A 20,148-nucleotide genomic window follows, 5' to 3' on the forward strand; every position below is an offset into this window, starting at 1 on the left:
CTTCCCGCCTAAGCCAAATGAGAACGTGGTGCATAAAACACCACAACCTGTGGTCCCCTATGCTTGTACATACAGGTACTAGCAATTTAAACGCCAACTCTGAGAAAAACCGTCTCAAAAAGTAACCAGGCCCCAGGCCTGACAGGTCTTGAGACCGCTTTTGACTGTAGCTCGTTCTGGGAGAGTCTCGGGAAGCGCACTAAATCGGGGACCGAACGTTACTTTCCGAACCAAAAGTGTGCCATGGGGATGAATTGCACCCATTTGTAGGAGTCAGCTTGCTGGCGAGAGTTTGACGCGATCTGTCTGACAGGTCTCGTCGCCAACGAAGTTGGCTCTACAAGGCATTGAGGGTAAGGTAACTGCCGCCGTTTCTGCCACCCTTTCACTTTCGCCAGGAGCCCAGAGCACATGAGCAGCCAATACAAAGCGGTTTTTCTCGACCACACCTCCCTTGACCTTGGCGACCTCGACTTCAGTGCGCTGCGGGAAAACTTCAGCGATTTGCAGTTGCACAGCAGCAGTACGCCGCAGCAGATCATCGAGCGTTTGCAGGGTGCGCAGGTCGCGATTACTAACAAGACCGTGATCGACGCCAACGCATTCGCTGCGTGCCCGGACCTGAAACTGGTGTTGATTACCGCTACCGGTACCAATAACGTCGACTTGGCAGCGGCCCGGGAACACGGGGTAGTGGTGTGTAATTGCCAGGGTTATGGCACGCCGTCCGTGGCGCAACACACTTTAATGTTGCTGCTCGCGCTGGCCACACGCCTGCCGGATTATCAGAGCGCTGTGCAGCACGGTCGCTGGCAGCAAGCGAAGCAGTTTTGCCTGCTGGACTTCCCGATCGTCGAACTGGAAGGCAAAACCTTGGGCTTGTTGGGCCATGGCGAGCTGGGCGGCGCAGTGGCGAAGCTGGCTGAAGCTTTTGGAATGCGCGTTCTGCTCGGGCAAATTCCCGGCCGCCCTGCCCGCCCGGACCGCGTGCCGCTGAACGAGCTACTGCCGCAAGTGGATGCATTGACCTTGCACTGCCCGCTCAACGAGCACACTCAAAACATGATCGGCGCCCACCAACTGGCACTGCTCAAGCCCCATGCGTTCGTAATCAACACCGCGCGCGGCGGCCTGATAAATGAGCAGGCGCTCGCCGATGCGCTGCGCAACGGTCACCTTGGCGGCGCCGCTACTGATGTGCTTACGGTTGAGCCACCGGTCGATGGCAATCCTTTATTGGCGGGTAACATTCCTCGATTAATTGTGACGCCACACAATGCCTGGGGCAGTCGCGAGGCGCGCCAACGGATTGTCGGCCAGCTCATTGAAAACGTTCAGGCGCACCAGGCAGGAACGCCGCGACGTGTCGTCAGCTGACACGCTGGCCCACGAAAACGTTTAGACTTCGCCCCTTTTGCAGGAGCTAAAGATGGACCCGCGCAGCGAAGTACTACTCCGTCAGGCCGATTTGTTTCAGGGCTCGTTGCTGCTGGCGGGTTTGCCTGCCGATGATCTGCTCGGGAAGTTGCCGAACGCCCACGGTTGGTGCTGGCATGCTGGCGACCAAGCAAGCCTTGATGCAGGCTTTGAAGGTCGCACTCACTTTGGCGTTCACGCGCCGGAGCAAGCGTTCGACGCCGCCGTGGTGTTTTTGCCGAAAGCGCGGGACTTGGCCGATTACGTATTGAACGCACTGGCGTCGCGCTTGGCCGGGCGCGAGCTGTACTTGGTCGGTGAGAAGCGCAGCGGAATCGAAGCCGCGGCCAAGCAATTAAGCCCCTTCGGTAAACCGCGCAAACTCGACAGCGCTCGCCACTGCCAGCTGTGGCTGGTCACGGTAGAGCACGCGCCCAAAGCCGTGGAACTCGAAAGCCTCGCCCAGCATTACGAGGTCGAGATGGAAGACGGCCCGCTGAAAGTGGTCAGCTTGCCGGGTGTATTTAGCCACGGTCGGTTGGATCGCGGCTCTGCGCTGCTGCTGCAACATTTGGACAAGCTTCCCAGCGGCAACGTCCTCGACTTCGGCTGCGGCGCGGGCGTGTTAGGCGCTGCGGTCAAGCGTCGTTATCCACATAACACCGTTACCCTGTTGGACGTCGATGCATTCGCGACCGCCAGTAGCCGCCTGACGTTGGCGGCCAACGGACTGCAAGCCGACGTATTAACCGGTGACGGTATCGACGCCGCACCGATGGGGTTGAGCACCATCCTGAGCAATCCGCCGTTCCATGTCGGGGTCCACACTGACTACCAGGCAACGGAAAATTTGTTGCGAAAAGCACGCCTTCATCTGAAAACCGGCGGCGAACTGCGCTTGGTTGCCAATAGCTTTCTACGCTACCAACCGTTGATCGAAGAGCATTTGGGCGTCTGTGCAGTAAAGGCAGAAGGCCAGGGTTTTCGCATCTACCGCGCCAAACGTGCTTGAAATAAGCACTTGCCGAATCTGAAGTGTGTAGGCAGAATCCGCTCCGTCCTAGGGGAGTAGTCTCCCACGAGCCTTCATGCTCGTCCGGCACGTATCAACATACTTGGTCAGCAGACCATGGTGCGTGCGACCCAGATCCGCTCAGACGGATCGGTGGTTTGACAAGACCTATGACACGAACACCTTACCCAGGGCGGGGAGGCTGTACGTGTCATAGCCGTGTCTACCCGCCCTTAGGAAAAGCCTGATGCTGGAATCCCTGCTAGTCCCCACTGCTGTTGTTGCCTTGGCCGAAATCGGTGACAAGACGCAATTGCTCGCCCTGATTCTCGCTGCACGCTTTCGTAAACCTTGGCCGATCATTGGCGGCATTGTCGCTGCCACCCTGGTGAACCACGCAGCAGCCGGTGCGGTAGGCGCATGGTTCGGCAGCCTCTTCTCAGATGCCACGTTGCACTGGATTCTGGCCGCCAGTTTCGTCGCCACCGCGCTGTGGACCTTGGTCCCGGACAAGATGGACGACGACGAAGGCAGCTCAGCCCGCAAGTTCGGCCCCTTCGTCACGACCCTGATTGCGTTCTTCATCGCTGAAATCGGCGACAAGACGCAGATCGCCACGGTAATGCTCGCCGCGCAGTATTCTCATTTGTGGTTGGTCATTCTGGGCACCACAGCGGGCATGTTGATTGCCAACGTTCCAGTGGTATTGGCCGGCAACTTCGCCGCCGACAAACTGCCCCTGACCCTGATTCGTCGCTTGGCAGCGTTTGCGTTTTTCATACTGGCAGCCTTTGCCGTTTTCAAGGCCATGCAGGTCAGCGGCTGGGTCTGAGGCCTCGAACAACAACGGCGATTGATTCATCAATTCCGGCTTGAAAACCTTGTAGGTCGGCGCAGGGGGCTCTAAAGCGGCGTCAAACACTCGGGCGCATTGAGCTTGGGGTCGTTGACCAAGTTGGCCAAGCCGCGTTCGCGCAATGCCGATTGAGGGCTGGCCAATAGCGCTTGCAGCGTCTGGATCGGCGTTTCCGGGTTGAGCCAGGCGGCCTGCCCTTGGGCATCGAGAATCAACGGTCGACGCTGACTGGCGGCGGCCTGCGTGACCACGGCGACGCTTAGGTAGGTGTGTTCCTGAACCGGATACGCCTCCCAGATTCCGGCAAAAAACAACGTCGAACCTTCACCCGGCGTCAGCCAAAACGGCCGCTTACGCGTGGTGCCGCGCCATTCGTAGAAGCCGTTGGCGGGCAGCAAACAGCGGCGCTCCCTGAAGGCCTGGCGAAACATCGGCTGTTCAGCAAGGGTTTCAGCGCGGGCATGGGCCGGCGTACGAGAAAGGTCCGTCAGCCACGGCGGCGTCAGGCCCCACCGTGCACGGGCGACTTCTCGCTGGCTGTCCGTCCCCCGCAGCATCAACACCGAGTCGGTGGGGGAAATATTCCATTGCGCCTTTTGGTCAGCAGGAAAACCGGGCAACGCCGCAAACGCGGGATTCCAGCGAAACAGCGCATAACGTCCACACATGAGGGCAGTACATTCTCTTTTGAAAGCGGGACCCAACGGGTGTCAGCACACCAGCACGTCAGGAAAATTGTCAGGTTCATCCCCCGACAGCGGCATGGCGGCATTGTACGCGGCGATCAGTTGCCGTGCCTGATCGGCCTGATCATTGTCCACCGACAGCCCCAACAAACCGAATACGGGCAATTCACCGACGCCGCCAAGCAAGTGGCGACCGGTCAGATGGGCCTGCACCCCTTCACTGGCGAGCATGCCTTGGAGCAATTCGCCTTCCATCAGGTTTTCCGGCTCATAGACTTTCTGCATCATTCATTCTCGCTGCGCACGTCCAGGTTCCATTCTTCGCCATCGGTTTGCAGGTCGAACACAATCGGTCGGCAGCACACCGGGCAATCTTCAATATAGCTCTGATCGCCGCCGGATAAATCCAGTACGGCCTCCACCGATTCGCCACAATAAGGGCAGTCGTAAGCCTGTATTTCCTGCATCGCGGTCTCCGAGAAGAGTTATGCGTATAATCGCCCTCAATTTGAAGGCGGGTTCATTTTAACCAGCGGGTTTGACAGCATTTTTCAGACCCAGCCTACCTCTACACTAGCGATTTCCAACAAGAGAGCATGATGGGCGAATTCGATGCCATCCGACCTTACGACGACGCCGAAGTCCCAGCTGTACTGGCGCGTCTGCTTAGCGACAAAGCACTTCTTGAAATCCTGACGCACTTTCGGTTCCCCCGTCTGGCCAGTGCATTCGGCTGGATACTCACGCCCCTTATAGCGCATCGGCTGCGCCGCGAGTTCGACGGGGTGCATTCGGTGGCAACGTTGCAAGACAAGGTCGAGGTTTACATCGACCATACTATTGAGCGAGCTACTGATGGTGTGACCTACACCGGCGTCGAACAGCTCAAGTCCGGCATCGCTTATTTGTTTCTGACCAATCACCGCGACATTGCGATGGACCCGGCGTTTGTCAATTACGCCGTGTACCACGCCGGCTTGACTACGCCGCGCATCGCCATTGGTGACAACCTGCTGCAAAAGCCCTACGTCAGCGACCTGATGCGACTGAACAAGAGCTTTATCGTGCACCGTTCGATTACCGGACGCCGGGAAAAGATGGCGGCCTACCTGATGCTGTCGGCGTACATCAATCACTCGATTCGCAACGACTGCCAATCGATCTGGATCGCCCAGGCTGAAGGCCGCGCCAAGGACGGTGATGACCGTACCGAATCGGCGATCCTGAAAATGTTTCACATGAGCCGCAAAGACGAGCCGTTCGCCGACGTGATTCAGTCGCTGAACCTGACGCCAGTGTCGATCAGCTACGAGTACGACCCGTGTGACCATGCCAAAGCCCGCGAGCTGTATATCCGCGCAACCACCGGGAGCTACACCAAAGTGCCCGGCGAAGATGATGTCAGCATCGCTCTGGGCATCACCGGCTACAAAGGCCGCGTGCACGTGAGTTTCGCAGCACCCATCACCGAGACATTCGATGACACCAAGCAATTGGCCGTCGAAATGGACCGGCGAATCCTCGGCGGGTATCGGCTGTTCCCTGTGCACTATCTGGCGTATGCGCAGTGGGCAGATGCAGACCCGACACTCGCGGTGCCGCCTGCTGCACAGATTTTCCCTGCTGATGAGTTGGCCCGAGCCCAAACGGAATGGCGCCGTCGAGTGGACACCTGCCCTGTGGAGCATCGGCCTTATTTGGTGTTGCAATACGCAGTGCCAGTGCGTAACCAATACCGGGTCAAGGCCGGTTTGGCGCTGTAAGCGTTCCGCCAATAACAAAAATGGCGCCCCACGGGGCGCCATTTTTTGTAGTTCGATGGTGTCGCCAGGCCTCACAGCCGTGTGCTGATCCACGACACCAGTAACACCCCCATCAGGCAGCCGAAGCCAAAGCGGTAGTTGAACCGATTCAGGCGTAACGTCGAGATGTCCATCAGGTGCTGGGGTTCATCTATGGGGGCCCGCTCAGTCAGCGAGGCTAGATGCTCGACTTCCCGCTGCTCCCGCCGACGTGTCAGTTGCAGAAACCAAGCGGCGGGGACCGTCGCCAACAAGGCAACGCTGTTGACGCAGTGCGCCAAGTCAAACACGAGAACAGCTTCAAACGACTGCAGCGACATGAGAGCCTCGAGGGCCAGTGATCTGGCGCCGGACGGTGCGGAGGACTGCTCGTATTTCGTGTTTTGCCAAGCTGCGGCATTGGGACGAAGGACGATTCTTATTTTTAATTTATAGCTGGTCACCTTAACGTAACCTGAACCAACCACTGTATGGCTCCTCGATACTTGCCTCGATACCTACAGTGAGCCCGATATGTTACATGCACAAAACCAGGACCGCTTGTACCTGATCGCCCAGAGTGATGAACAAGAAGCGTTGATCGACGCACTCGCCTTCAACGTACAAGACCGCCATTGGCTGGTCTACTGCGCCTTGGGCGGGCACCAGCACCACGACCTGCCGGATCTGGACCTGCAAGCCGGATTGAATTTTTTGGGATTTTGCCAGGAAGCGGCGTGAGTGTCAGGACGGAAGCCTTCCCGAATAAATTCGGTCCCACAGACTCTGGCGATACGCAGATTCTGTAGGAGCCGAAGGCTTCGCCAACAAGTTGGTATCTACAGAGACGATTACTGACCCAGCATCTGCCCGACCGTCGGGTCCTGGAACAATCGTGTCAGGGCGTCGCTCAACACGTCGCTGACCAATTTGGTGTTGGTTTCCTGATTAGGTGCCATGCCGAAGCGCTGGTCCAGCGACGCGGCGTAGCGACCGTTGTAGCTTTTCCCGTTATTAACGACATCAGCGCGAAAGGTCGCGGAGATCGTTGCTTCAGTCACGTACAGGCCTTCTTTAGGCGATTGATACTTCAGGTCTGCGAGGGTCACGGTCAACTGAGGTACGTTGCCGCTATTTCCACTCGGGGTGTAGCCAAGCAAACGCACGGCAGCTTCGGCTTGCTGCTGCAATTTAGGCAGGATGTCATTTGGCTGGACGCTGACCGCGCTGGTTTCCGGGTATAGGCCACCGCGAGTGCCCAAGGTGGGCGATGCGCGACCATCCACGACACGAACCACTACCGGTTGGCCATGACCTACCGCAGCGAGTTGGCTCGTGAGTTTAGGTTGCGGGCTAAGTTGTTGCGGGCTGTTGGCACAGCCGACCAACGTCAAACTGCTTACAGCAAGTAAACCGAACAACAGGCGATGCAACATACTCATCTCTCCAGAGGCCAAAAACAATAAATGGCGGGCAGTATAGCGGTGCCGACAGCCGGCTCACTAGCTGAAAATCAGACCTGACACCACCTGTATCAGTTCCTGCGGATATGTCCTGTCAAAACGCTCTTTGAGCTGCAAAACCGTAGGTGTCATGCAGCTGTCACTTGCATCAGGCACGCTCTGGGCTAGCACTCAACAGGAGCACTGCCATGAATTTTCTCTGGTCTCTGTTTGCCTTGCGCCACACCCATCGTCATTTCGTGTATCTGGACGCCTCCGGGATGTGTCAGGTTTTTCGCCATTGCGCCACACCACCTAAGACTGCCGGGTGGGTGGAAGTCTATGAGGTGTGCCCAAGCTGGCTGAACCACCCATTGCCCGACAACGCCCGCGCCGCGAAGCCCGAAACACATTTCAGTCGTCACCCCGCGATGGCTAACTGACCCAGCGGCTAATTAAAGTCAGTTAATAAGATCAATTCCTGCCGTTTCATCGCTATAATCTTGCCCCGATTATAAGGACGTCTCCTGATCGGGCCTCGCAGCATCGCTAATGCTCTGTATTAGCTCCCCCGCACCGCCCACAGAGAGCCGCCCACACAGGTCATTTGCCAGCATTCGTGCTCGCTGATCCGGTGTCGAACCGCTCGAATCGCTTCGAAGCTTCTCGCCCGTCAGTGTCACTTCTGTTTAGTATTAGGCCTGCCAGAACCTACCGTAACGTCGGTTCTTTTTTGAGGTTCACGTCTCCAAAAGAGCGTGAAAAAAACGGGTTTTCACTACTTCATAAGAGTGTGGCGAGCAAATGAATAGTTCTGCGTTTTTACATGCACCGTTAACGTCTGATCCAGCCCTGCTAAACGGGGCCGACCGCTGCTGCGCAGTCTCCCTGACCGGAGCCTGAAGCCTGTCCACTACGGATTTGGTTGCACAAACGGATGCCTTGACGATAGTCGAATTGCCAGTCGAGCCTGAAAGTGAGTTCATATGGACTCAAAGCCCGAATGGTGGCGTCCGCTGAGATGCAAAAAATTGCGAAGAATCGGACATGGCGATCCTGGCCATAAGTTACTTGGGGCACTCTCGGATTCACGCCCCGGCAACGACCGGCAGCTGACCTCGGGATCGTATGCCGTCAATTTGGTGCTGCAGATTTTGGAGACGCGTTAATGGCGCATAACGAAACAGTCGATGTGGTACTGGTTGGGGCGGGCATCATGAGTGCCACCCTGGCGGTGCTGCTTAAAGAGCTCGACCCCAGCCTCACGCTGGAAGTCGTTGAGCTGATGGATTCCGGTGCTGCGGAGAGTTCCAATCCGTGGAACAACGCCGGTACCGGCCACGCGGGTCTGTGTGAGCTTAATTACACACCGCAAGCAGCCGATGGCTCCATTTCCATCAAAAAAGCTGTGCACATCAATACCCAGTTTGAGGTCTCGAAGCAGTTCTGGTCATACATGACCAAGAAAAGCACCTTCGGCTCCTCCAAGTCGTTTATCAGCCCAGTGCCGCACCTGAGTTTCGTCCAGGGCGACAGCGGCGTGTCGTTCCTCAAGGCTCGTTTTGAAGCGATGCACACGCATCATGCGTTCTCAGCCATGGAATACACCGAAGACAAGGCCAAACTGGCGGAGTGGATGCCGCTGATGATGCCAGGCCGTCCGGCCGATGAGCCCATTGCGGCCACCCGCGTCATGAACGGTACCGACGTCAATTTCGGCGCTTTGACTAACCAGTTGCTCAAGCACTTGTCCAGCACCCCGGATGTGCAGGTCAAATACTGCAAGCGCGTCACCGGTCTGACCCGCAAAGGCCAGGGCTGGAGCGTCAGCATCAAGGACGTCAACACCGGCAATACCCGTGAAGTCGAGGCCAAGTTCGTGTTCCTTGGCGCAGGCGGTGCGGCATTGCCGCTGCTGCAAATGTCCGGCGTCGAAGAAAGTAAAGGTTTCGGTGGGTTCCCGGTTAGCGGCCAATGGCTGCGTTGCGACAATCCGGAAGTGGTCAAACACCACCAAGCCAAGGTGTACAGCCAGGCCGCCGTGGGCTCGCCGCCGATGTCGGTTCCGCACCTGGACACCCGCGTCGTCGACGGTCAGACCTCGTTGCTGTTTGGACCGTACGCGGGTTTCACCACCAAATTTCTGAAGCACGGGTCATTCATGGACCTGCCGTTGTCGGTTCGCGCCGCCAACATTGGCCCGATGCTGGCCGTCGCTCGTGACAACATGGACCTGACCAAATACTTGGTCAGCGAAGTGATGCAGTCGATGGAACAACGTCTTGAGTCGTTGCGCCGCTTCTACCCGCAAGCCAAGGCCGAAGACTGGCGTCTCGAAGTCGCCGGTCAACGGGTCCAGATCATCAAGAAAGACGCGAAAAAAGGCGGCGTGCTGCAATTCGGCACTGAGTTGGTATCGTCCAAAGACGGTTCACTGGCCGCCCTCCTCGGCGCCTCTCCAGGCGCCTCGGTCACCGTGTCAATCATGCTGGATCTGATTGACCGCTGCTTCCCGGACAAAGCTCACGGCGAATGGGCCGCCAAGCTGAAGGAAATTTTCCCAGCACGTGAAACGGCGCTGGAAACTGACGCGCAGCTTTATCAACGCATCAACGACCAGAGCAACGAGAGTTTGGAATTGGTTGAGATCAGCAACGAGACCGAAAGCTTTGCTTGATCGTATCCACCATAAAAAAACGCCCTGAGGGGCGTTTTTTTATGGGCTAAACAACAGTATCAGCCGCGAGCCTGCTCAATCAGCTCAATGTATTCCTCGGCGTTACGTTGATCTTTGACCAACGCCACGAAATCCTGACCGTGCTCATCTTTGCCATCAAGGTCTAAACCCGCCGCAAGGAAAAACACCAGAAACCGCTCAAAATCGTTAATCCGCAGGCCACGGTAGGCCTTGATCAGTTTGTGCAGCGAGGGCGAGGTGGCATCGACCGGTTCGAAATCGAGGAACAATTTGATTTGTTCATCGCCGATCTCATCGCCAATCACCTGCCTTTTATCTTTACGCATTGCTGCTGACTCCAACTGATTCGCGGATAGTTCACGGGCGGGCAGTTTAACCCTCGCCCACCTCGGCGCTCAACGCGCATGTAGCTCGGTGGTGTGTAAATCGGCCCAGACATGCCCGTTGGCGTAACTCAGAAACTGGCAGTACACCTTCTCGTTGCGCAGCAAATCGATCACGGCCCGGTAGTCGGTCATGGGGTAATACAGCGATAACGTATGGCTTTGGTCGTCGAAGGTGGGCTTTTTTAGGCTTTTGCTTTCGCCATCGAAATGCAGCAGAACCTCAGACACCGTTGCGCCTTTGTTCATCGACCGACCTTTCAGGCGCAATAACACAGGTGATGTCACCGGTATCGGTTGCTGCGTGGATTCGCGTTGGCTGCCAATGACCACCGAGTATTCGGTGATTTGCAATAACTGCTGCTGCGTGGGGTTGCCTTCACGCAGGGTTTGATCGTCGGGCGGCAAATACTGAGCGTGCATCGGTATCGATTTAGCGCCGCTCTGGCTCGGCGCCGCCGCCAACGGCAAGCTCGACAGCAGGAGCAGCGCGGCGGCAGTGTGGATCAACAACGTCATGTGAGAGTCCCCGAAAACTGGCGGGCACTCTAGCATGCGGTCAGGTTTACATCCCTTTAACCGCATAAATGCCGGCAGCGTTGCGCCAGTAGCCTTTGTAATCCATGCCGTAACCGAAAATATAGCGATCAATGCACGGCAAGCCTACGAAGTCGGCCTTGAGGTCAGGTCGAGCTTTGCGGTCGTGGTCTTTGTCGATCAGCACGGCGGTGTGTACCGCGCGAGCGCCAGCATGTTTGCAGAAATCGATGATCGCGCCGAGGGTATGACCTTCGTCGAGGATGTCATCAATGATCAACACGTCGCGGTCGATAAAGGAGACTTCCGGTTTAGCTTTCCAGAACAGGTCGCCGCCGGTGGTCTCGTTGCGATAGCGGGTGGCGTGCAAGTAGGACGCTTCCAACGGGAAGTTGAGGTGCGTCAGTAGTTTTCCGGTGAAGATCAGGCCACCATTCATGACGCAAAACACCACAGGGTTGGTGTCGGCCAGCGTGGCATTGATCTCGGCGCCAAGACGAGCGATGGCCGCTTCGACTTCAGCTTCGGTGTACAGGCAATCAGCTTCGCGCATGATTTGACGGATATGGTCGAGATCAGCAGACATGGCGCTCTCCATTGGGTGCGGTGGAAGAAAAGCGGGCAAAGGTACGCATCCGCTTCGGTCAGAGCAAGCATTTCTGGACTAACGTTTCGGACAGTAACAGTTGAATAGATTAATCTAGGCCGTTTTTTTGCCCCCCGTCGGAGTCTTTCCTTATGCCTATCCGTGAGATCCGCCATCCGCTGATCCGCCACAAGCTCGGCCTGATGCGCCGTGCTGACATCAGCACCAAGAATTTTCGTGAACTGGCTCAGGAAGTCGGTGCGCTGCTGACCTATGAAGCGACCGCCGATCTGCCCTTGGAAAGCTACGAAATCCAAGGCTGGGCGGGCACGGTGCAAGTCGAAAAAATCGCTGGCAAAAAGATCACTGTTGTCCCTATTTTGCGCGCAGGTATCGGCATGCTCGACGGCGTGCTCAGCCTAATCCCCGGCGCCAAGGTCAGCGCAGTTGGCTTGGCTCGCAATGAAGCGACACTGCAAGCCCACACCTACCTGGAAAAACTGGTTCCTGAGATCAATGAGCGGTTGGCGATGATCATTGATCCAATGCTTGCGACCGGCAACTCAATGGTTGCGGCTATTGACCTGCTGAAGCGAGCGGGTTGCAAGGAAATCCGCGCCATGGTGCTGGTTGCAGCGCCGGAAGGCATTGCCGCCGTGGAGAAGGCTCACCCCGACGTAATGATCTACACCGCCTCCATCGACGAGCGTTTGAACGAACACGGTTACATCATTCCGGGCTTGGGCGATGCCGGCGACAAGATATTCGGCACCAAGCAGAAGGAAGGCTAATGAAGCCGGATGAATTCAACGATCCACTCTGGCGCACCGTATTGTCCGGCGCGCAGATGCTTTTCGTGGCCTTTGGCGCCTTGGTCTTGATGCCATTGATCACCGGCCTCGACCCAAACGTTGCACTGTTCACCGCTGGGCTTGGCACCTTGTGTTTTCAGGTGGTAACGGGGCGTCAGGTGCCGGTATTCCTGGCCTCGAGTTTCGCGTTTATTACGCCGATCATTCTCGCTAAGGGCCAGTTCGGTCTGGCGGCGACCATGGGCGGGATCATGGCGGCGGGGTTTGTTTATACCTTTCTCGGCCTTGCGGTGAAGATCAAAGGTACGGGTTTCATTGACCGCTTGCTGCCGCCGGTGGTCATTGGGCCGGTGATCATCTCTATCGGTCTCGCCATGGCGCCGATTGCCGCCAACATGGCCATGGGCAAGGGCGGAGACGGTGCGGAGTTGATTCCGTACCACATCGCCATGTGGATCTCGATGCCAGCGCTGCTGACAACGGTGATCGTCGCGGTGTTTGGTCGCGGGATTTTCCGTCTGGTGCCGATTATTTCCGGTGTGCTGGTCGGTTTCGCCCTGGCGTTTTATTTCGGCGTGGTCGATGTCGTAAAAATCGCCGCTGCGCCTTGGCTGGCCCTGCCGAAATTCACGGCCCCTGAATTCAACTGGCAGGCAATTTTGTTCATCGTCCCAGTCGCGTTGGCGCCCGCCATTGAACACATCGGCGGCGTGATTGCAGTGGGCAGCGTGACCGGTCGAGATTATTTGAAAAAGCCAGGGCTGCATCGCACCTTGCTGGGTGATGGGATAGCCACCACTGTGGCGGGCCTGTTTGGTGGACCGCCGAACACCACCTACGCCGAAGTAACTGGCGCGGTGATGCTGACCAAAAACTACAACCCGAAAATCATGACGTGGGCGGCGATATTCGCCATCAGCCTGGCGTTCATTGGCAAGTTCGGCGCGCTGCTGCAAAGCATCCCGATTCCAGTCATGGGCGGGATTTTGTGCCTGTTGTTCGGCTCGATTGCTGCGGTGGGGATGAACACGCTAATCCGTCATAAAGTCGACCTCGCCGAGGCACGCAACCTGGTGATTGTGTCGGTGACGTTGGTCTTCGGGATTGGTGGCGTGCTGATCGGCACCGGCACTGGCCCTAATGACTTCGGTCTCAAGGGCATTGCGCTATGCGCAGTCGTGGCGATTGGCTTGAACCTGTTGCTGCCAGGGAATGACAGCTGGAAGCACAAGAAAAAGCTGGAAGAGATGCTGTAGAGCGCGATGGCGAGTGCTCTTCTGGAGCGCCTCGCCAACAAGAGTATCTACAGAGATTGGCGCCAAGGTCGCACCAACCCCGCCGGACCGAATTTATTCGGGAATGGACTTCACATTCAACATCGTCTGCGTCTGACCCGTCGCCTTCCCGAATGAATTCGGTCCCACCCACCCCTTCAAGTTTAAACATACAAGTTGGCTTGCCAACGAAAGCGTCATTGCAAGCGCCCCAGGGTTTCAGGTCGACATCAGCGACGCGATTACCGGCCTCTTCGCAGGCAAGCCTGCTCCCACACTATGGAAAGCGCTCACGAATCCGTGTGGAACCGAATTTATTCGGGATTGGACTTCACATTCAACATCGTCTGCGTCTGACCCGTCGCCTTCCCGAATGAATTCGGTCCCACAGATTTCGGCGTTGCACAGACGTCTGTGGGAGTTGGCCTGCCAACGAAAGCGTCATTGCAAGCGCACCGGGCATCAGGTCGACATCAGCGACGCGATTACCGGCCTCTTCGCAGGCAAGCCTGCTCCCACACTATGGAAAGCGCTCACGAATCCGGTGGAACCGAATTTATTCGGGATTGGACTTCACATTCAACATCGTCTGCGTCTGACCCGTCGCCTTCCCGAATGAATTCGGTCCCACAGATTTCGGCATTGCACAGACGTCTGTGGGGCTTGCCAACGAAAGCGTCATTGCAAGCGCCCCAGGTTTCCGGTCGACATCAGCGACGCGATTACCGGCCTCTTCGCAGGCAAGCCTGCTCCCACACTATGGGAAGCGCCCACGAATCCGTGTGGAACCGAATTTATTCGGGAATGGACTTCACATTCAACATCGTCTGCGTCTGACCCGTCGCCTTCCCGAATGAATTCGGTCCCACAGATTTCGGCGTTGCACAGACGTCTGTGGGAGTTGGCTTGCCAACGAAAGCGTCATTGCAGGCGCACCGGGTATCAGGTCGACATCAGCGGCGCGCTTACCGGCCTCTTCGCAGGCAAGCCTGCTCCCACACTATGGAAATCGCTCACGAATCCGGTGGGACCGAATTTATTCGGGAATGGACTTCACATTCAACCCGGCGCCGTCCCGTCTCTCAAGGAGCCAACTTGTTGGCGAAGCGGCATAGAAAACTACAACATCAGCGGTGCTCGCTCACACAAGGTCTTCAGCGCGGCAGCCCAATTCGGGTCGTCGTTCAGGCATGGAATCAGCACCAACTCCTCCCCTCCCGCTTCGCGAAATTGCTCTTTGCCCCGGTCGCCGATTTCCTCCAGCGTCTCGATGCAATCGGCGACAAACGCCGGGCACATCACCAGAATTTTTTTCGCGCCGTTCTTCGCCAGCTCGGCAAGGCGCGCTTCGGTGTAAGGCTCGATCCATTTAGCGCGCCCCAACCGTGACTGGAAAGACACCGACCAAGTGCCGTCGGCCAAACCCAGGCGCTCAGCAAATAAAGCCGCCGTGCGCAGGCACTGAGCGCGATAACAGGTCGCTATCACTTGTGCAGAAGCCGTCTGGCAACAATCAGCGCCTTTGAAGCAGTGGCTACCCGTGGGGTCTAGCTTGTGAAGATGTCGTTCGGGCAAGCCGTGAAAGCTCAGCAATAAATGGTCGTGTGCCTGCTCAAGCTGTGGCCGAGCGTTTTCTACCAATGCATCAAGGTATTCAGCCTGATCGTAAAAAGGCTGCAACAGCGAAAACTGGATATTCAACGATTTAGCCTTCACCGCACGTTTCGCTTCCTCAATTACCGTCGTCACGGTGCTGTCGGCAAATTGCGGATATAGCGGAGCGAGGGTCACTTTCTCAATCCCTTGGGCAGACAAACGGGTCAGCACCGTCTCGATAGACGGCTCGCCGTAGCGCATTGCCAGCTCGACCGGGCCCTGAGTCCATTCCTTGACCATCGCTTTCTGCAAACGCTGACTCAGCACCACCAGCGGCGAACCCTCATCCCACCAGATCGAGGCGTAAGCGTGGGCCGACTGCTCGGGACGTTTGACCAGGATCAGCGATACCAGCAAGCGCCGAACCGGCCACGGTACGTCAATAACATAGGGGTCCATCAGAAACTGATTCAGGTAGCTTCGGACATCCGCCACCTTGGTCGAAGCCGGTGAACCTAGGTTGACCAGTAACAGCGCGTGATCGGTCATGCAACATCCTTTGTCAGTGGCGGCCAAGCACATCATTCAGGGCCGCGTTCAAATCGGTAAATCGAAAGGTAAAACCTGCTTCTTGCAGTCGAGCCGGATACGCACGCTGACCGCCTAGTAACAACACGGACATCTCACCTAACAGCGCCCTCAACACCAACGTCGGCAATGGCATGAACGCAGGACGGTGCAGAACAGTGCCCAGCGTTTTAGCAAACTCGCGATTGCGCACGGGGTAAGGCGCGCAGGCATTATAAGGACCTTGGGCTTCGGTTCGATTCAACAGAAAATCAATCAGGGCGATTTGATCCTGAAGATGAATCCACGGCATCCATTGTCGACCGCTGCCAATTGGCCCGCCGAGACCCAGTTTGAAGGGCAATAAAAGACGCTGCAAAAAACCGCCATCATCCGCCAGGACCAAACCCGTACGCACGATGACGACACGTATTCCCAATGCCTCAGCGCGTTGTGCAGTTTCCTCCCACGCATCGCATAGACGACTGGCGAAATCCAAGGCGACCGGCACGGTTTCTTCGTTCAGTTCACGCTCTCCGCCGTCGCCATACCAGCCTACGGCGGACCCGGAGATCAGCACCGACGGTTTCTGCTCACGACGCTCTAGCCACGCCAACAAGTGCTCAGTCAGGCCGATACGACTTTCCCATAGCAGTGCTTTGCGCTTGCGCGTCCAAGGCCTGTCTGCGATAGGTGCGCCTGCCAGATTGATAACCGCATCGACAGGGCCGGCACCCACTTCATCCAGCGTGGCGATACCCCTTACAGAATCGCCGCACAGCCTACGAACCTCTTCGGGCCTGCGGCTCCAAACCGTGAGCTGATGACCCTGTGCCTGCCAGTTTTTGCACAGTTGACGTCCTATCAGACCAGTACCGCCGGTCAGCAATATGTGCATGACGTGCTCCTCGCGTGGCGTTCATCGCAAATCGTTAGTCTATTGATTACCGCCCTCCACCTTCGTGCCGCAGTGGGATGCCCGATGGCGATGGCTCTTGCGCCCTGACTCAACCATAGGTCATAGCGGCCCTCATCGACCTTTTTCCTAGCCGCACGCAACACGTACGGGTAGTTGAGTAATCCTGATCAAGGGCCAGACTCAAACAAGCGAGCGGCATCATTAGCACGAGCCAGCAAGTTATACCGAAAAACAAGATTGTACAGGTTTTAACTACGGCGTAGTCTGTACAAACAAGGTAACGAGGCCCCTATGACTGTACCCATCGCAATCATCGGTACCGGCATCGCCGGACTCTCAGCTGCCCAGGCGCTCCACAGCGCAGGGCATCCCGTCCATCTTTTCGATAAAAGCCACGGCAGTGGCGGCCGAATGTCGAGTAAACGCAGCGATGCGGGTGCTCTGGATTTGGGCGCTCAATACTTTACTGCCCGTGATCGGCGCTTCGTTGAAGTCGTGCAGCAATGGCAAGCCAACGGCCACGTCGTGGTATGGACGCCTCAGCTCTATAACTACCACTCAGGCAAGCTCAGCCCCTCGCCGGATGAACAGACGCGCTGGGTGGGTAGCCCCCGCATGAGTGCAATCACTCGCGCTATGCGCGGCGATCTTCCTGTGACCTTCTCCTGCCGGATCACCGAGGTGTATCGCGGCAAACACCATTGGAGTTTGCAGGATGCTGACGGCGTCACCCATGGTCCCTTCAGCCATGTCGTGATTGCCTTGCCCGCCCCGCAAGCAACGACTCTGCTCGCCGCCGCACCGAAGCTCGCCAGCGTCGCTGCTGGCGTTCAGATGGAACCGACTTGGGCGGTAGCGCTGGCCTTCGATACCCCCCTGCAAACACCAATGGAAGGCTGCTTCGTGCAAGACAGCCCCCTTGACTGGCTGGCCCGAAACCGAAGTAAACCGGGACGTTCAAGCACCCTCGACACGTGGGTTCTGCATGCCACCAGTGCTTGGAGCAAGCAGCATTTGGACCTGCCCAAGGAAGCAGTCATCGAACAACTGCACGGCGCTTTCGCTGAGTTGGTCGGTTGTGCCATGCCTGCCCCCGCGTTCACCCTTGCCCACCGCTGGCTCTATGCACGGCCGGCCGGGGCCCATGAATGGGGCTCCTTGTCCGATTCGGATTTAGGCGTTTATGTGTGTGGCGACTGGTGCCTGTCTGGCCGCGTTGAAGGTGCTTGGCTTAGCGGCCAAGAAGCTGCTCGCCGCCTGCTTGAGCACTTGGAATGAACCACGTTAATCCTCGCAAGTTGCTGCTGTCGAAATGGACAGCAGCCCATCCACTCAATCGTGAAAAACACTTTATGGTGACCGAACTGTTCTGCGACGAAGAAGGCACCGTGCTGGAGATTGAATTGCAGGCGGTTCTCACTCGGCGCACCGAGCGCTTACCTTGGCTCAGCCTGCAAAACGCCGACACCTGGCGCATGGGCTGGAAGTAGTCCATCGCATCATCCCCACTGCGACTCACCCTAAAACCCTTACCCATCCAGCCCCGCTCTGAATCCGTGACAAATATTGTACAAATTAATTGACTTGTACAGCACCGAACCTATGATGCTTTAAAGTTGTACAGAAACTTATACCTGTACAACGCAAGATCAGAGGTTTGTCATGTCCAGTATTACCGCCGTCAGCAAACCAAAAATCGGCATCAGCGCTTGCTTGATGGGAGTCGAAGTGCGCTTTAACGGCGGGCACAAGGAATCCCACCTGTGCACCGAAACGCTGAATGAATATTTTGATTTCGTGCCCGCATGCCCTGAAGTCGCCATCGGCATGGGCATTCCCCGAGAAGCCATTCGACTGATCGGTGATCCAGAGGCACCCCAAGCGATTGGCAGCGTCCACAGTGAGTTAAACGTAACCCAGGCGCTGGCTGACTACGGCGTACACATGGCCACGCAAATGAACGATATTTGCGGCTACATCTTTATGCAGAAGTCACCGTCTTGCGGCCTCGAACGGGTCAAGGTTTATCAGGACAACGGCCTCCCGAGTCCTCGCGGCCGTGGCATCTACGCCCGAGCGTTTTGCGCACTTCAGCCGAACCTGCCGGTTGAGGAAGATGGCCGACTGAATGACCCCGTATTACGAGAAAACTTCGTCACTCGGGTATTTGCTTACGCGGACTGGCAAGCCCTGCTGAGCAGCGGATTAAGCCGTCGCGGGCTGACCGAATTCCACTCGCGCTACAAATACCAGCTCATGGCCAACAACCCGGCGCAGTACCGGGTACTCGGGAAAATGCTCGGTTCCATGGCGAAAACCGACCCCCAGGATATCGCCCCGCTTTATTTCAGCGAATTGATGGCCGCCCTTAAAAAATGCGCCACACGAGGCACCCACACCAATGTCCTGCAACACCTCAATGGTTATTTCAAAAAGACCATGAGTCAGGACGACCGTGAAGAGATGCAGCGCCTGATCAGTCAGTACCGACGTGGTGTGGTGCCCTTAGTGGTGCCGCTCACCCTGCTCAAACATCACTTGCGCCAGCACCCGGACGCCTACTTGGCACAGCAGGTTTACCTCCAACCGCATCCGGAAAATCTCGGTTTGCGCAATGCGATCTAACCCATGAAAAAACTCACTGACGAGGCGCTCGACGCCCAGCCTGACTCGATGCGCGCCGATTACCTTTTGGCCTTGAAACAAGGCTGGCTGCCCATTCGCGAAGTCGCCCGGCAAACCGGGGTCAACGCCGTTACCCTGCGGGCGTGGGAACGGCGCTACGGGTTGGTGGTGCCACAACGCACGCCAAAGGGTCATCGTCTGTATTGCGCCGAGCACGTACAACGGATTTTGTTGATTCTCACTTGGCTCAATCGTGGGGTGTCAGTCAGTCAGGTCAAGCAACTGATTGATGCGCCGCAACCCATCACCAATGACCCGGCGAACGATTGGGACAATCTGCGTCAATCATTGCTGCTTGCCATCAGCCAGCTGGCTGAACGCAAAGTCGATGAAACCTTCAATCAGGCAATGGCGCTGTACCCGCCACGCACCCTGTGTGAACAGCTTCTATTGCCCTTGCTGGCGGAGCTGGAGCGCCGCTGGCAAGGCCAGTTCGGCGCACAACTGGAGCGGGTGTTTTTCTATTCCTGGCTGCGCAGCAAGCTCGGCGCACGGATCTACTACAACAATCGCCAACTGCAGGGCGCGCCTGTGTTGTTGGTCAATCAGTCGGACTTACCCCTGGAACCGCATCTGTGGCTGACCGCCTGGTTGGTCAGTAGCAGCGACTGCCCGGTAGAAGTGTTTGATTGGCCGCTGCCCATTGGTGAGCTGGCGTTGGCGGTGGAATACCTGCAAGCCAGGGGACTGCTGCTGTATTCCAGTAAAGCATTGAGCGTGAGCTTGCTGCCCAAACTCTTGGCCAACATTGCCTGCCCCAAGCTGATTGCCGGACCAACGGTATGCATCCATTCCACCGAGCTGTCCGTATCTATCACTGAGATCCACGGACTGACGCTTGCCGAAGATCCCCTTGCCGCCCAAACCGCGCTGCACGAACTCGGGCTTATTTAAGGAG

General features: G+C 57.0%; 23 protein-coding genes. 13 read left to right on the forward strand and 10 right to left on the reverse strand.

From position 1 onward, the window contains the following. Positions 1-411 precede the first annotated feature (411 nt). The 3 genes from RHM65_RS01215 to RHM65_RS01225 all read left to right on the forward strand — a co-directional run bounded on the left by RHM65_RS01215 (position 412) and on the right by RHM65_RS01225 (position 3,260). Positions 412-1,377 carry a 2-hydroxyacid dehydrogenase gene (locus RHM65_RS01215; RefSeq protein ID WP_322167759.1) on the forward strand — a complete coding sequence of 322 codons (966 nt, stop codon included), beginning with the start codon at positions 412-414 and terminating at the stop codon, positions 1,375-1,377. Between the two features lie 52 nt (positions 1,378-1,429). Then, complete coding sequence (locus RHM65_RS01220; RefSeq protein ID WP_322167758.1) at positions 1,430-2,428, forward strand: class I SAM-dependent methyltransferase; 999 nt, start codon at positions 1,430-1,432, stop codon at positions 2,426-2,428. 247 nt (positions 2,429-2,675) lie between these two features. After that, the gene (locus tag RHM65_RS01225) at positions 2,676-3,260 is read left to right on the forward strand and encodes a TMEM165/GDT1 family protein (RefSeq protein WP_322167757.1); all 585 of its coding nucleotides are present in this window, start codon (positions 2,676-2,678) and stop codon (positions 3,258-3,260) included. A 71-nt stretch (positions 3,261-3,331) separates the two neighbouring features. Here RHM65_RS01225 and RHM65_RS01230 read toward each other — a convergent pair whose 3' ends face one another. From RHM65_RS01230 to RHM65_RS01240, 3 genes are read right to left on the reverse strand one after another with little or no spacing between them, the layout of a single operon-like run. Next, on the reverse strand, positions 3,332-3,952 hold the full coding sequence (locus RHM65_RS01230) for an SOS response-associated peptidase (RefSeq protein WP_322167756.1): 621 nt from the start codon (positions 3,950-3,952) through the stop codon (positions 3,332-3,334). Between the two features lie 42 nt (positions 3,953-3,994). After that, positions 3,995-4,255, reverse strand: a complete 261-nt coding sequence (locus RHM65_RS01235; protein ID WP_322170744.1) for a DUF2007 domain-containing protein — start codon at positions 4,253-4,255, stop codon at positions 3,995-3,997. Continuing rightward, positions 4,255-4,437, reverse strand: coding sequence for a CPXCG motif-containing cysteine-rich protein (locus RHM65_RS01240; RefSeq protein ID WP_322167755.1), 183 nt, complete (start codon positions 4,435-4,437; stop codon positions 4,255-4,257). The genes RHM65_RS01235 and RHM65_RS01240 overlap by 1 nt, the downstream gene beginning before the upstream one ends. 132 nt (positions 4,438-4,569) lie before the next feature. Between RHM65_RS01240 and RHM65_RS01245 the strand changes: the two genes are divergently transcribed. After that, positions 4,570-5,733, forward strand: coding sequence for a 1-acyl-sn-glycerol-3-phosphate acyltransferase (locus RHM65_RS01245; protein ID WP_322167754.1), 1,164 nt, complete (start codon positions 4,570-4,572; stop codon positions 5,731-5,733). Positions 5,734-5,804: 71 nt separating this feature from the next. Here RHM65_RS01245 and RHM65_RS01250 read toward each other — a convergent pair whose 3' ends face one another. Beyond that, positions 5,805-6,092, reverse strand: a complete 288-nt coding sequence (locus RHM65_RS01250; protein WP_322167753.1) for a hypothetical protein — start codon at positions 6,090-6,092, stop codon at positions 5,805-5,807. Between the two features lie 193 nt (positions 6,093-6,285). Here RHM65_RS01250 and RHM65_RS01255 point away from each other — a divergent pair, with 193 nt between their 5' ends. Further along, complete coding sequence (locus RHM65_RS01255) at positions 6,286-6,492, forward strand: hypothetical protein (RefSeq protein ID WP_322167752.1); 207 nt, start codon at positions 6,286-6,288, stop codon at positions 6,490-6,492. Between the two features lie 110 nt (positions 6,493-6,602). Here the strand turns inward: RHM65_RS01255 and RHM65_RS01260 are convergent, their stop codons facing one another. Continuing rightward, positions 6,603-7,187, reverse strand: coding sequence for a YajG family lipoprotein (locus tag RHM65_RS01260; RefSeq protein ID WP_322167751.1), 585 nt, complete (start codon positions 7,185-7,187; stop codon positions 6,603-6,605). Positions 7,188-7,402: 215 nt separating this feature from the next. Here RHM65_RS01260 and RHM65_RS01265 point away from each other — a divergent pair, with 215 nt between their 5' ends. Together RHM65_RS01265 and mqo are read left to right on the forward strand one after the other, a co-directional pair. Continuing rightward, on the forward strand, positions 7,403-7,636 hold the full coding sequence (locus RHM65_RS01265; protein WP_322167750.1) for a hypothetical protein: 234 nt from the start codon (positions 7,403-7,405) through the stop codon (positions 7,634-7,636). Between the two features lie 725 nt (positions 7,637-8,361). Continuing rightward, the gene (gene mqo / locus RHM65_RS01270; protein ID WP_322167749.1) at positions 8,362-9,870 is read left to right on the forward strand and encodes a malate dehydrogenase (quinone); all 1,509 of its coding nucleotides are present in this window, start codon (positions 8,362-8,364) and stop codon (positions 9,868-9,870) included. Positions 9,871-9,929: 59 nt separating this feature from the next. Here mqo and RHM65_RS01275 read toward each other — a convergent pair whose 3' ends face one another. The 3 genes from RHM65_RS01275 to RHM65_RS01285 all read right to left on the reverse strand — a co-directional run bounded on the left by RHM65_RS01275 (position 9,930) and on the right by RHM65_RS01285 (position 11,397). After that, positions 9,930-10,217 carry a PA4642 family protein gene (locus RHM65_RS01275; RefSeq protein ID WP_322167748.1) on the reverse strand — a complete coding sequence of 96 codons (288 nt, stop codon included), beginning with the start codon at positions 10,215-10,217 and terminating at the stop codon, positions 9,930-9,932. Between the two features lie 69 nt (positions 10,218-10,286). Beyond that, the gene (locus RHM65_RS01280) at positions 10,287-10,793 is read right to left on the reverse strand and encodes a hypothetical protein (protein WP_322167747.1); all 507 of its coding nucleotides are present in this window, start codon (positions 10,791-10,793) and stop codon (positions 10,287-10,289) included. Between the two features lie 46 nt (positions 10,794-10,839). After that, the gene (locus tag RHM65_RS01285; protein ID WP_322167746.1) at positions 10,840-11,397 is read right to left on the reverse strand and encodes a hypoxanthine-guanine phosphoribosyltransferase; all 558 of its coding nucleotides are present in this window, start codon (positions 11,395-11,397) and stop codon (positions 10,840-10,842) included. Between the two features lie 152 nt (positions 11,398-11,549). Between RHM65_RS01285 and upp the strand changes: the two genes are divergently transcribed. Continuing rightward, on the forward strand, positions 11,550-12,188 hold the full coding sequence (gene upp / locus RHM65_RS01290) for a uracil phosphoribosyltransferase (RefSeq protein WP_322167745.1): 639 nt from the start codon (positions 11,550-11,552) through the stop codon (positions 12,186-12,188). Further along, on the forward strand, positions 12,188-13,465 hold the full coding sequence (locus RHM65_RS01295) for a uracil-xanthine permease family protein (RefSeq protein WP_322167744.1): 1,278 nt from the start codon (positions 12,188-12,190) through the stop codon (positions 13,463-13,465). Before upp ends, RHM65_RS01295 begins: the two co-directional genes overlap by 1 nt. A gap of 1,137 nt (positions 13,466-14,602) precedes the next feature. Here the strand turns inward: RHM65_RS01295 and hemH are convergent. Continuing rightward, positions 14,603-15,628 carry a ferrochelatase gene (gene hemH / locus RHM65_RS01300; protein ID WP_322167743.1) on the reverse strand — a complete coding sequence of 342 codons (1,026 nt, stop codon included), beginning with the start codon at positions 15,626-15,628 and terminating at the stop codon, positions 14,603-14,605. A 13-nt stretch (positions 15,629-15,641) separates the two neighbouring features. After that, the gene (locus RHM65_RS01305) at positions 15,642-16,544 is read right to left on the reverse strand and encodes a TIGR01777 family oxidoreductase (RefSeq protein ID WP_322184174.1); all 903 of its coding nucleotides are present in this window, start codon (positions 16,542-16,544) and stop codon (positions 15,642-15,644) included. Between the two features lie 312 nt (positions 16,545-16,856). Here RHM65_RS01305 and RHM65_RS01310 point away from each other — a divergent pair, with 312 nt between their 5' ends. The 4 genes from RHM65_RS01310 to RHM65_RS01325 all read left to right on the forward strand — a co-directional run bounded on the left by RHM65_RS01310 (position 16,857) and on the right by RHM65_RS01325 (position 20,144). Further along, positions 16,857-17,843, forward strand: coding sequence for an NAD(P)/FAD-dependent oxidoreductase (locus RHM65_RS01310; protein ID WP_322167741.1), 987 nt, complete (start codon positions 16,857-16,859; stop codon positions 17,841-17,843). Next, positions 17,840-18,055 (forward strand): TIGR02450 family Trp-rich protein, encoded by a 216-nt coding sequence (locus RHM65_RS01315; RefSeq protein ID WP_322167740.1) that lies wholly within the window; start codon positions 17,840-17,842, stop codon positions 18,053-18,055. The genes RHM65_RS01310 and RHM65_RS01315 overlap by 4 nt, the downstream gene beginning before the upstream one ends. 181 nt (positions 18,056-18,236) lie before the next feature. Further along, on the forward strand, positions 18,237-19,190 hold the full coding sequence (locus RHM65_RS01320; RefSeq protein ID WP_322170740.1) for a DUF523 and DUF1722 domain-containing protein: 954 nt from the start codon (positions 18,237-18,239) through the stop codon (positions 19,188-19,190). Positions 19,191-19,193: 3 nt separating this feature from the next. After that, positions 19,194-20,144, forward strand: coding sequence for a MerR family transcriptional regulator (locus RHM65_RS01325; protein ID WP_416194755.1), 951 nt, complete (start codon positions 19,194-19,196; stop codon positions 20,142-20,144). Positions 20,145-20,148 lie beyond the last annotated feature (4 nt).

The organism is Pseudomonas sp. CCI4.2 (assembly GCF_034350045.1).
Lineage (GTDB): Bacteria > Pseudomonadota > Gammaproteobacteria > Pseudomonadales > Pseudomonadaceae > Aquipseudomonas.

What these genes read in the sequence shown, in the direction of transcription:
- RHM65_RS01215 (WP_322167759.1), top strand. Translation starts at nt 412, where the DNA reads ATGAGCAGCCAATACAAAGCGGTTTTTCTCGACCACACCTCCCTTGAC.
- RHM65_RS01220 (WP_322167758.1), top strand. Translation starts at nt 1,430, where the DNA reads ATGGACCCGCGCAGCGAAGTACTACTCCGTCAGGCCGATTTGTTTCAG.
- RHM65_RS01225 (WP_322167757.1), top strand. Translation starts at nt 2,676, where the DNA reads ATGCTGGAATCCCTGCTAGTCCCCACTGCTGTTGTTGCCTTGGCCGAA.
- RHM65_RS01230 (WP_322167756.1), bottom strand. Translation starts at nt 3,952, where the DNA reads ATGTGTGGACGTTATGCGCTGTTTCGCTGGAATCCCGCGTTTGCGGCG.
- RHM65_RS01235 (WP_322170744.1), bottom strand. Translation starts at nt 4,255, where the DNA reads ATGCAGAAAGTCTATGAGCCGGAAAACCTGATGGAAGGCGAATTGCTC.
- RHM65_RS01240 (WP_322167755.1), bottom strand. Translation starts at nt 4,437, where the DNA reads ATGCAGGAAATACAGGCTTACGACTGCCCTTATTGTGGCGAATCGGTG.
- RHM65_RS01245 (WP_322167754.1), top strand. Translation starts at nt 4,570, where the DNA reads ATGGGCGAATTCGATGCCATCCGACCTTACGACGACGCCGAAGTCCCA.
- RHM65_RS01250 (WP_322167753.1), bottom strand. Translation starts at nt 6,092, where the DNA reads ATGTCGCTGCAGTCGTTTGAAGCTGTTCTCGTGTTTGACTTGGCGCAC.
- RHM65_RS01255 (WP_322167752.1), top strand. Translation starts at nt 6,286, where the DNA reads ATGTTACATGCACAAAACCAGGACCGCTTGTACCTGATCGCCCAGAGT.
- RHM65_RS01260 (WP_322167751.1), bottom strand. Translation starts at nt 7,187, where the DNA reads ATGTTGCATCGCCTGTTGTTCGGTTTACTTGCTGTAAGCAGTTTGACG.
- RHM65_RS01265 (WP_322167750.1), top strand. Translation starts at nt 7,403, where the DNA reads ATGAATTTTCTCTGGTCTCTGTTTGCCTTGCGCCACACCCATCGTCAT.
- mqo (WP_322167749.1), top strand. Translation starts at nt 8,362, where the DNA reads ATGGCGCATAACGAAACAGTCGATGTGGTACTGGTTGGGGCGGGCATC.
- RHM65_RS01275 (WP_322167748.1), bottom strand. Translation starts at nt 10,217, where the DNA reads ATGCGTAAAGATAAAAGGCAGGTGATTGGCGATGAGATCGGCGATGAA.
- RHM65_RS01280 (WP_322167747.1), bottom strand. Translation starts at nt 10,793, where the DNA reads ATGACGTTGTTGATCCACACTGCCGCCGCGCTGCTCCTGCTGTCGAGC.
- RHM65_RS01285 (WP_322167746.1), bottom strand. Translation starts at nt 11,397, where the DNA reads ATGTCTGCTGATCTCGACCATATCCGTCAAATCATGCGCGAAGCTGAT.
- upp (WP_322167745.1), top strand. Translation starts at nt 11,550, where the DNA reads ATGCCTATCCGTGAGATCCGCCATCCGCTGATCCGCCACAAGCTCGGC.
- RHM65_RS01295 (WP_322167744.1), top strand. Translation starts at nt 12,188, where the DNA reads ATGAAGCCGGATGAATTCAACGATCCACTCTGGCGCACCGTATTGTCC.
- hemH (WP_322167743.1), bottom strand. Translation starts at nt 15,628, where the DNA reads ATGACCGATCACGCGCTGTTACTGGTCAACCTAGGTTCACCGGCTTCG.
- RHM65_RS01305 (WP_322184174.1), bottom strand. Translation starts at nt 16,544, where the DNA reads ATGCACATATTGCTGACCGGCGGTACTGGTCTGATAGGACGTCAACTG.
- RHM65_RS01310 (WP_322167741.1), top strand. Translation starts at nt 16,857, where the DNA reads ATGACTGTACCCATCGCAATCATCGGTACCGGCATCGCCGGACTCTCA.
- RHM65_RS01315 (WP_322167740.1), top strand. Translation starts at nt 17,840, where the DNA reads ATGAACCACGTTAATCCTCGCAAGTTGCTGCTGTCGAAATGGACAGCA.
- RHM65_RS01325 (WP_416194755.1), top strand. Translation starts at nt 19,194, where the DNA reads ATGAAAAAACTCACTGACGAGGCGCTCGACGCCCAGCCTGACTCGATG.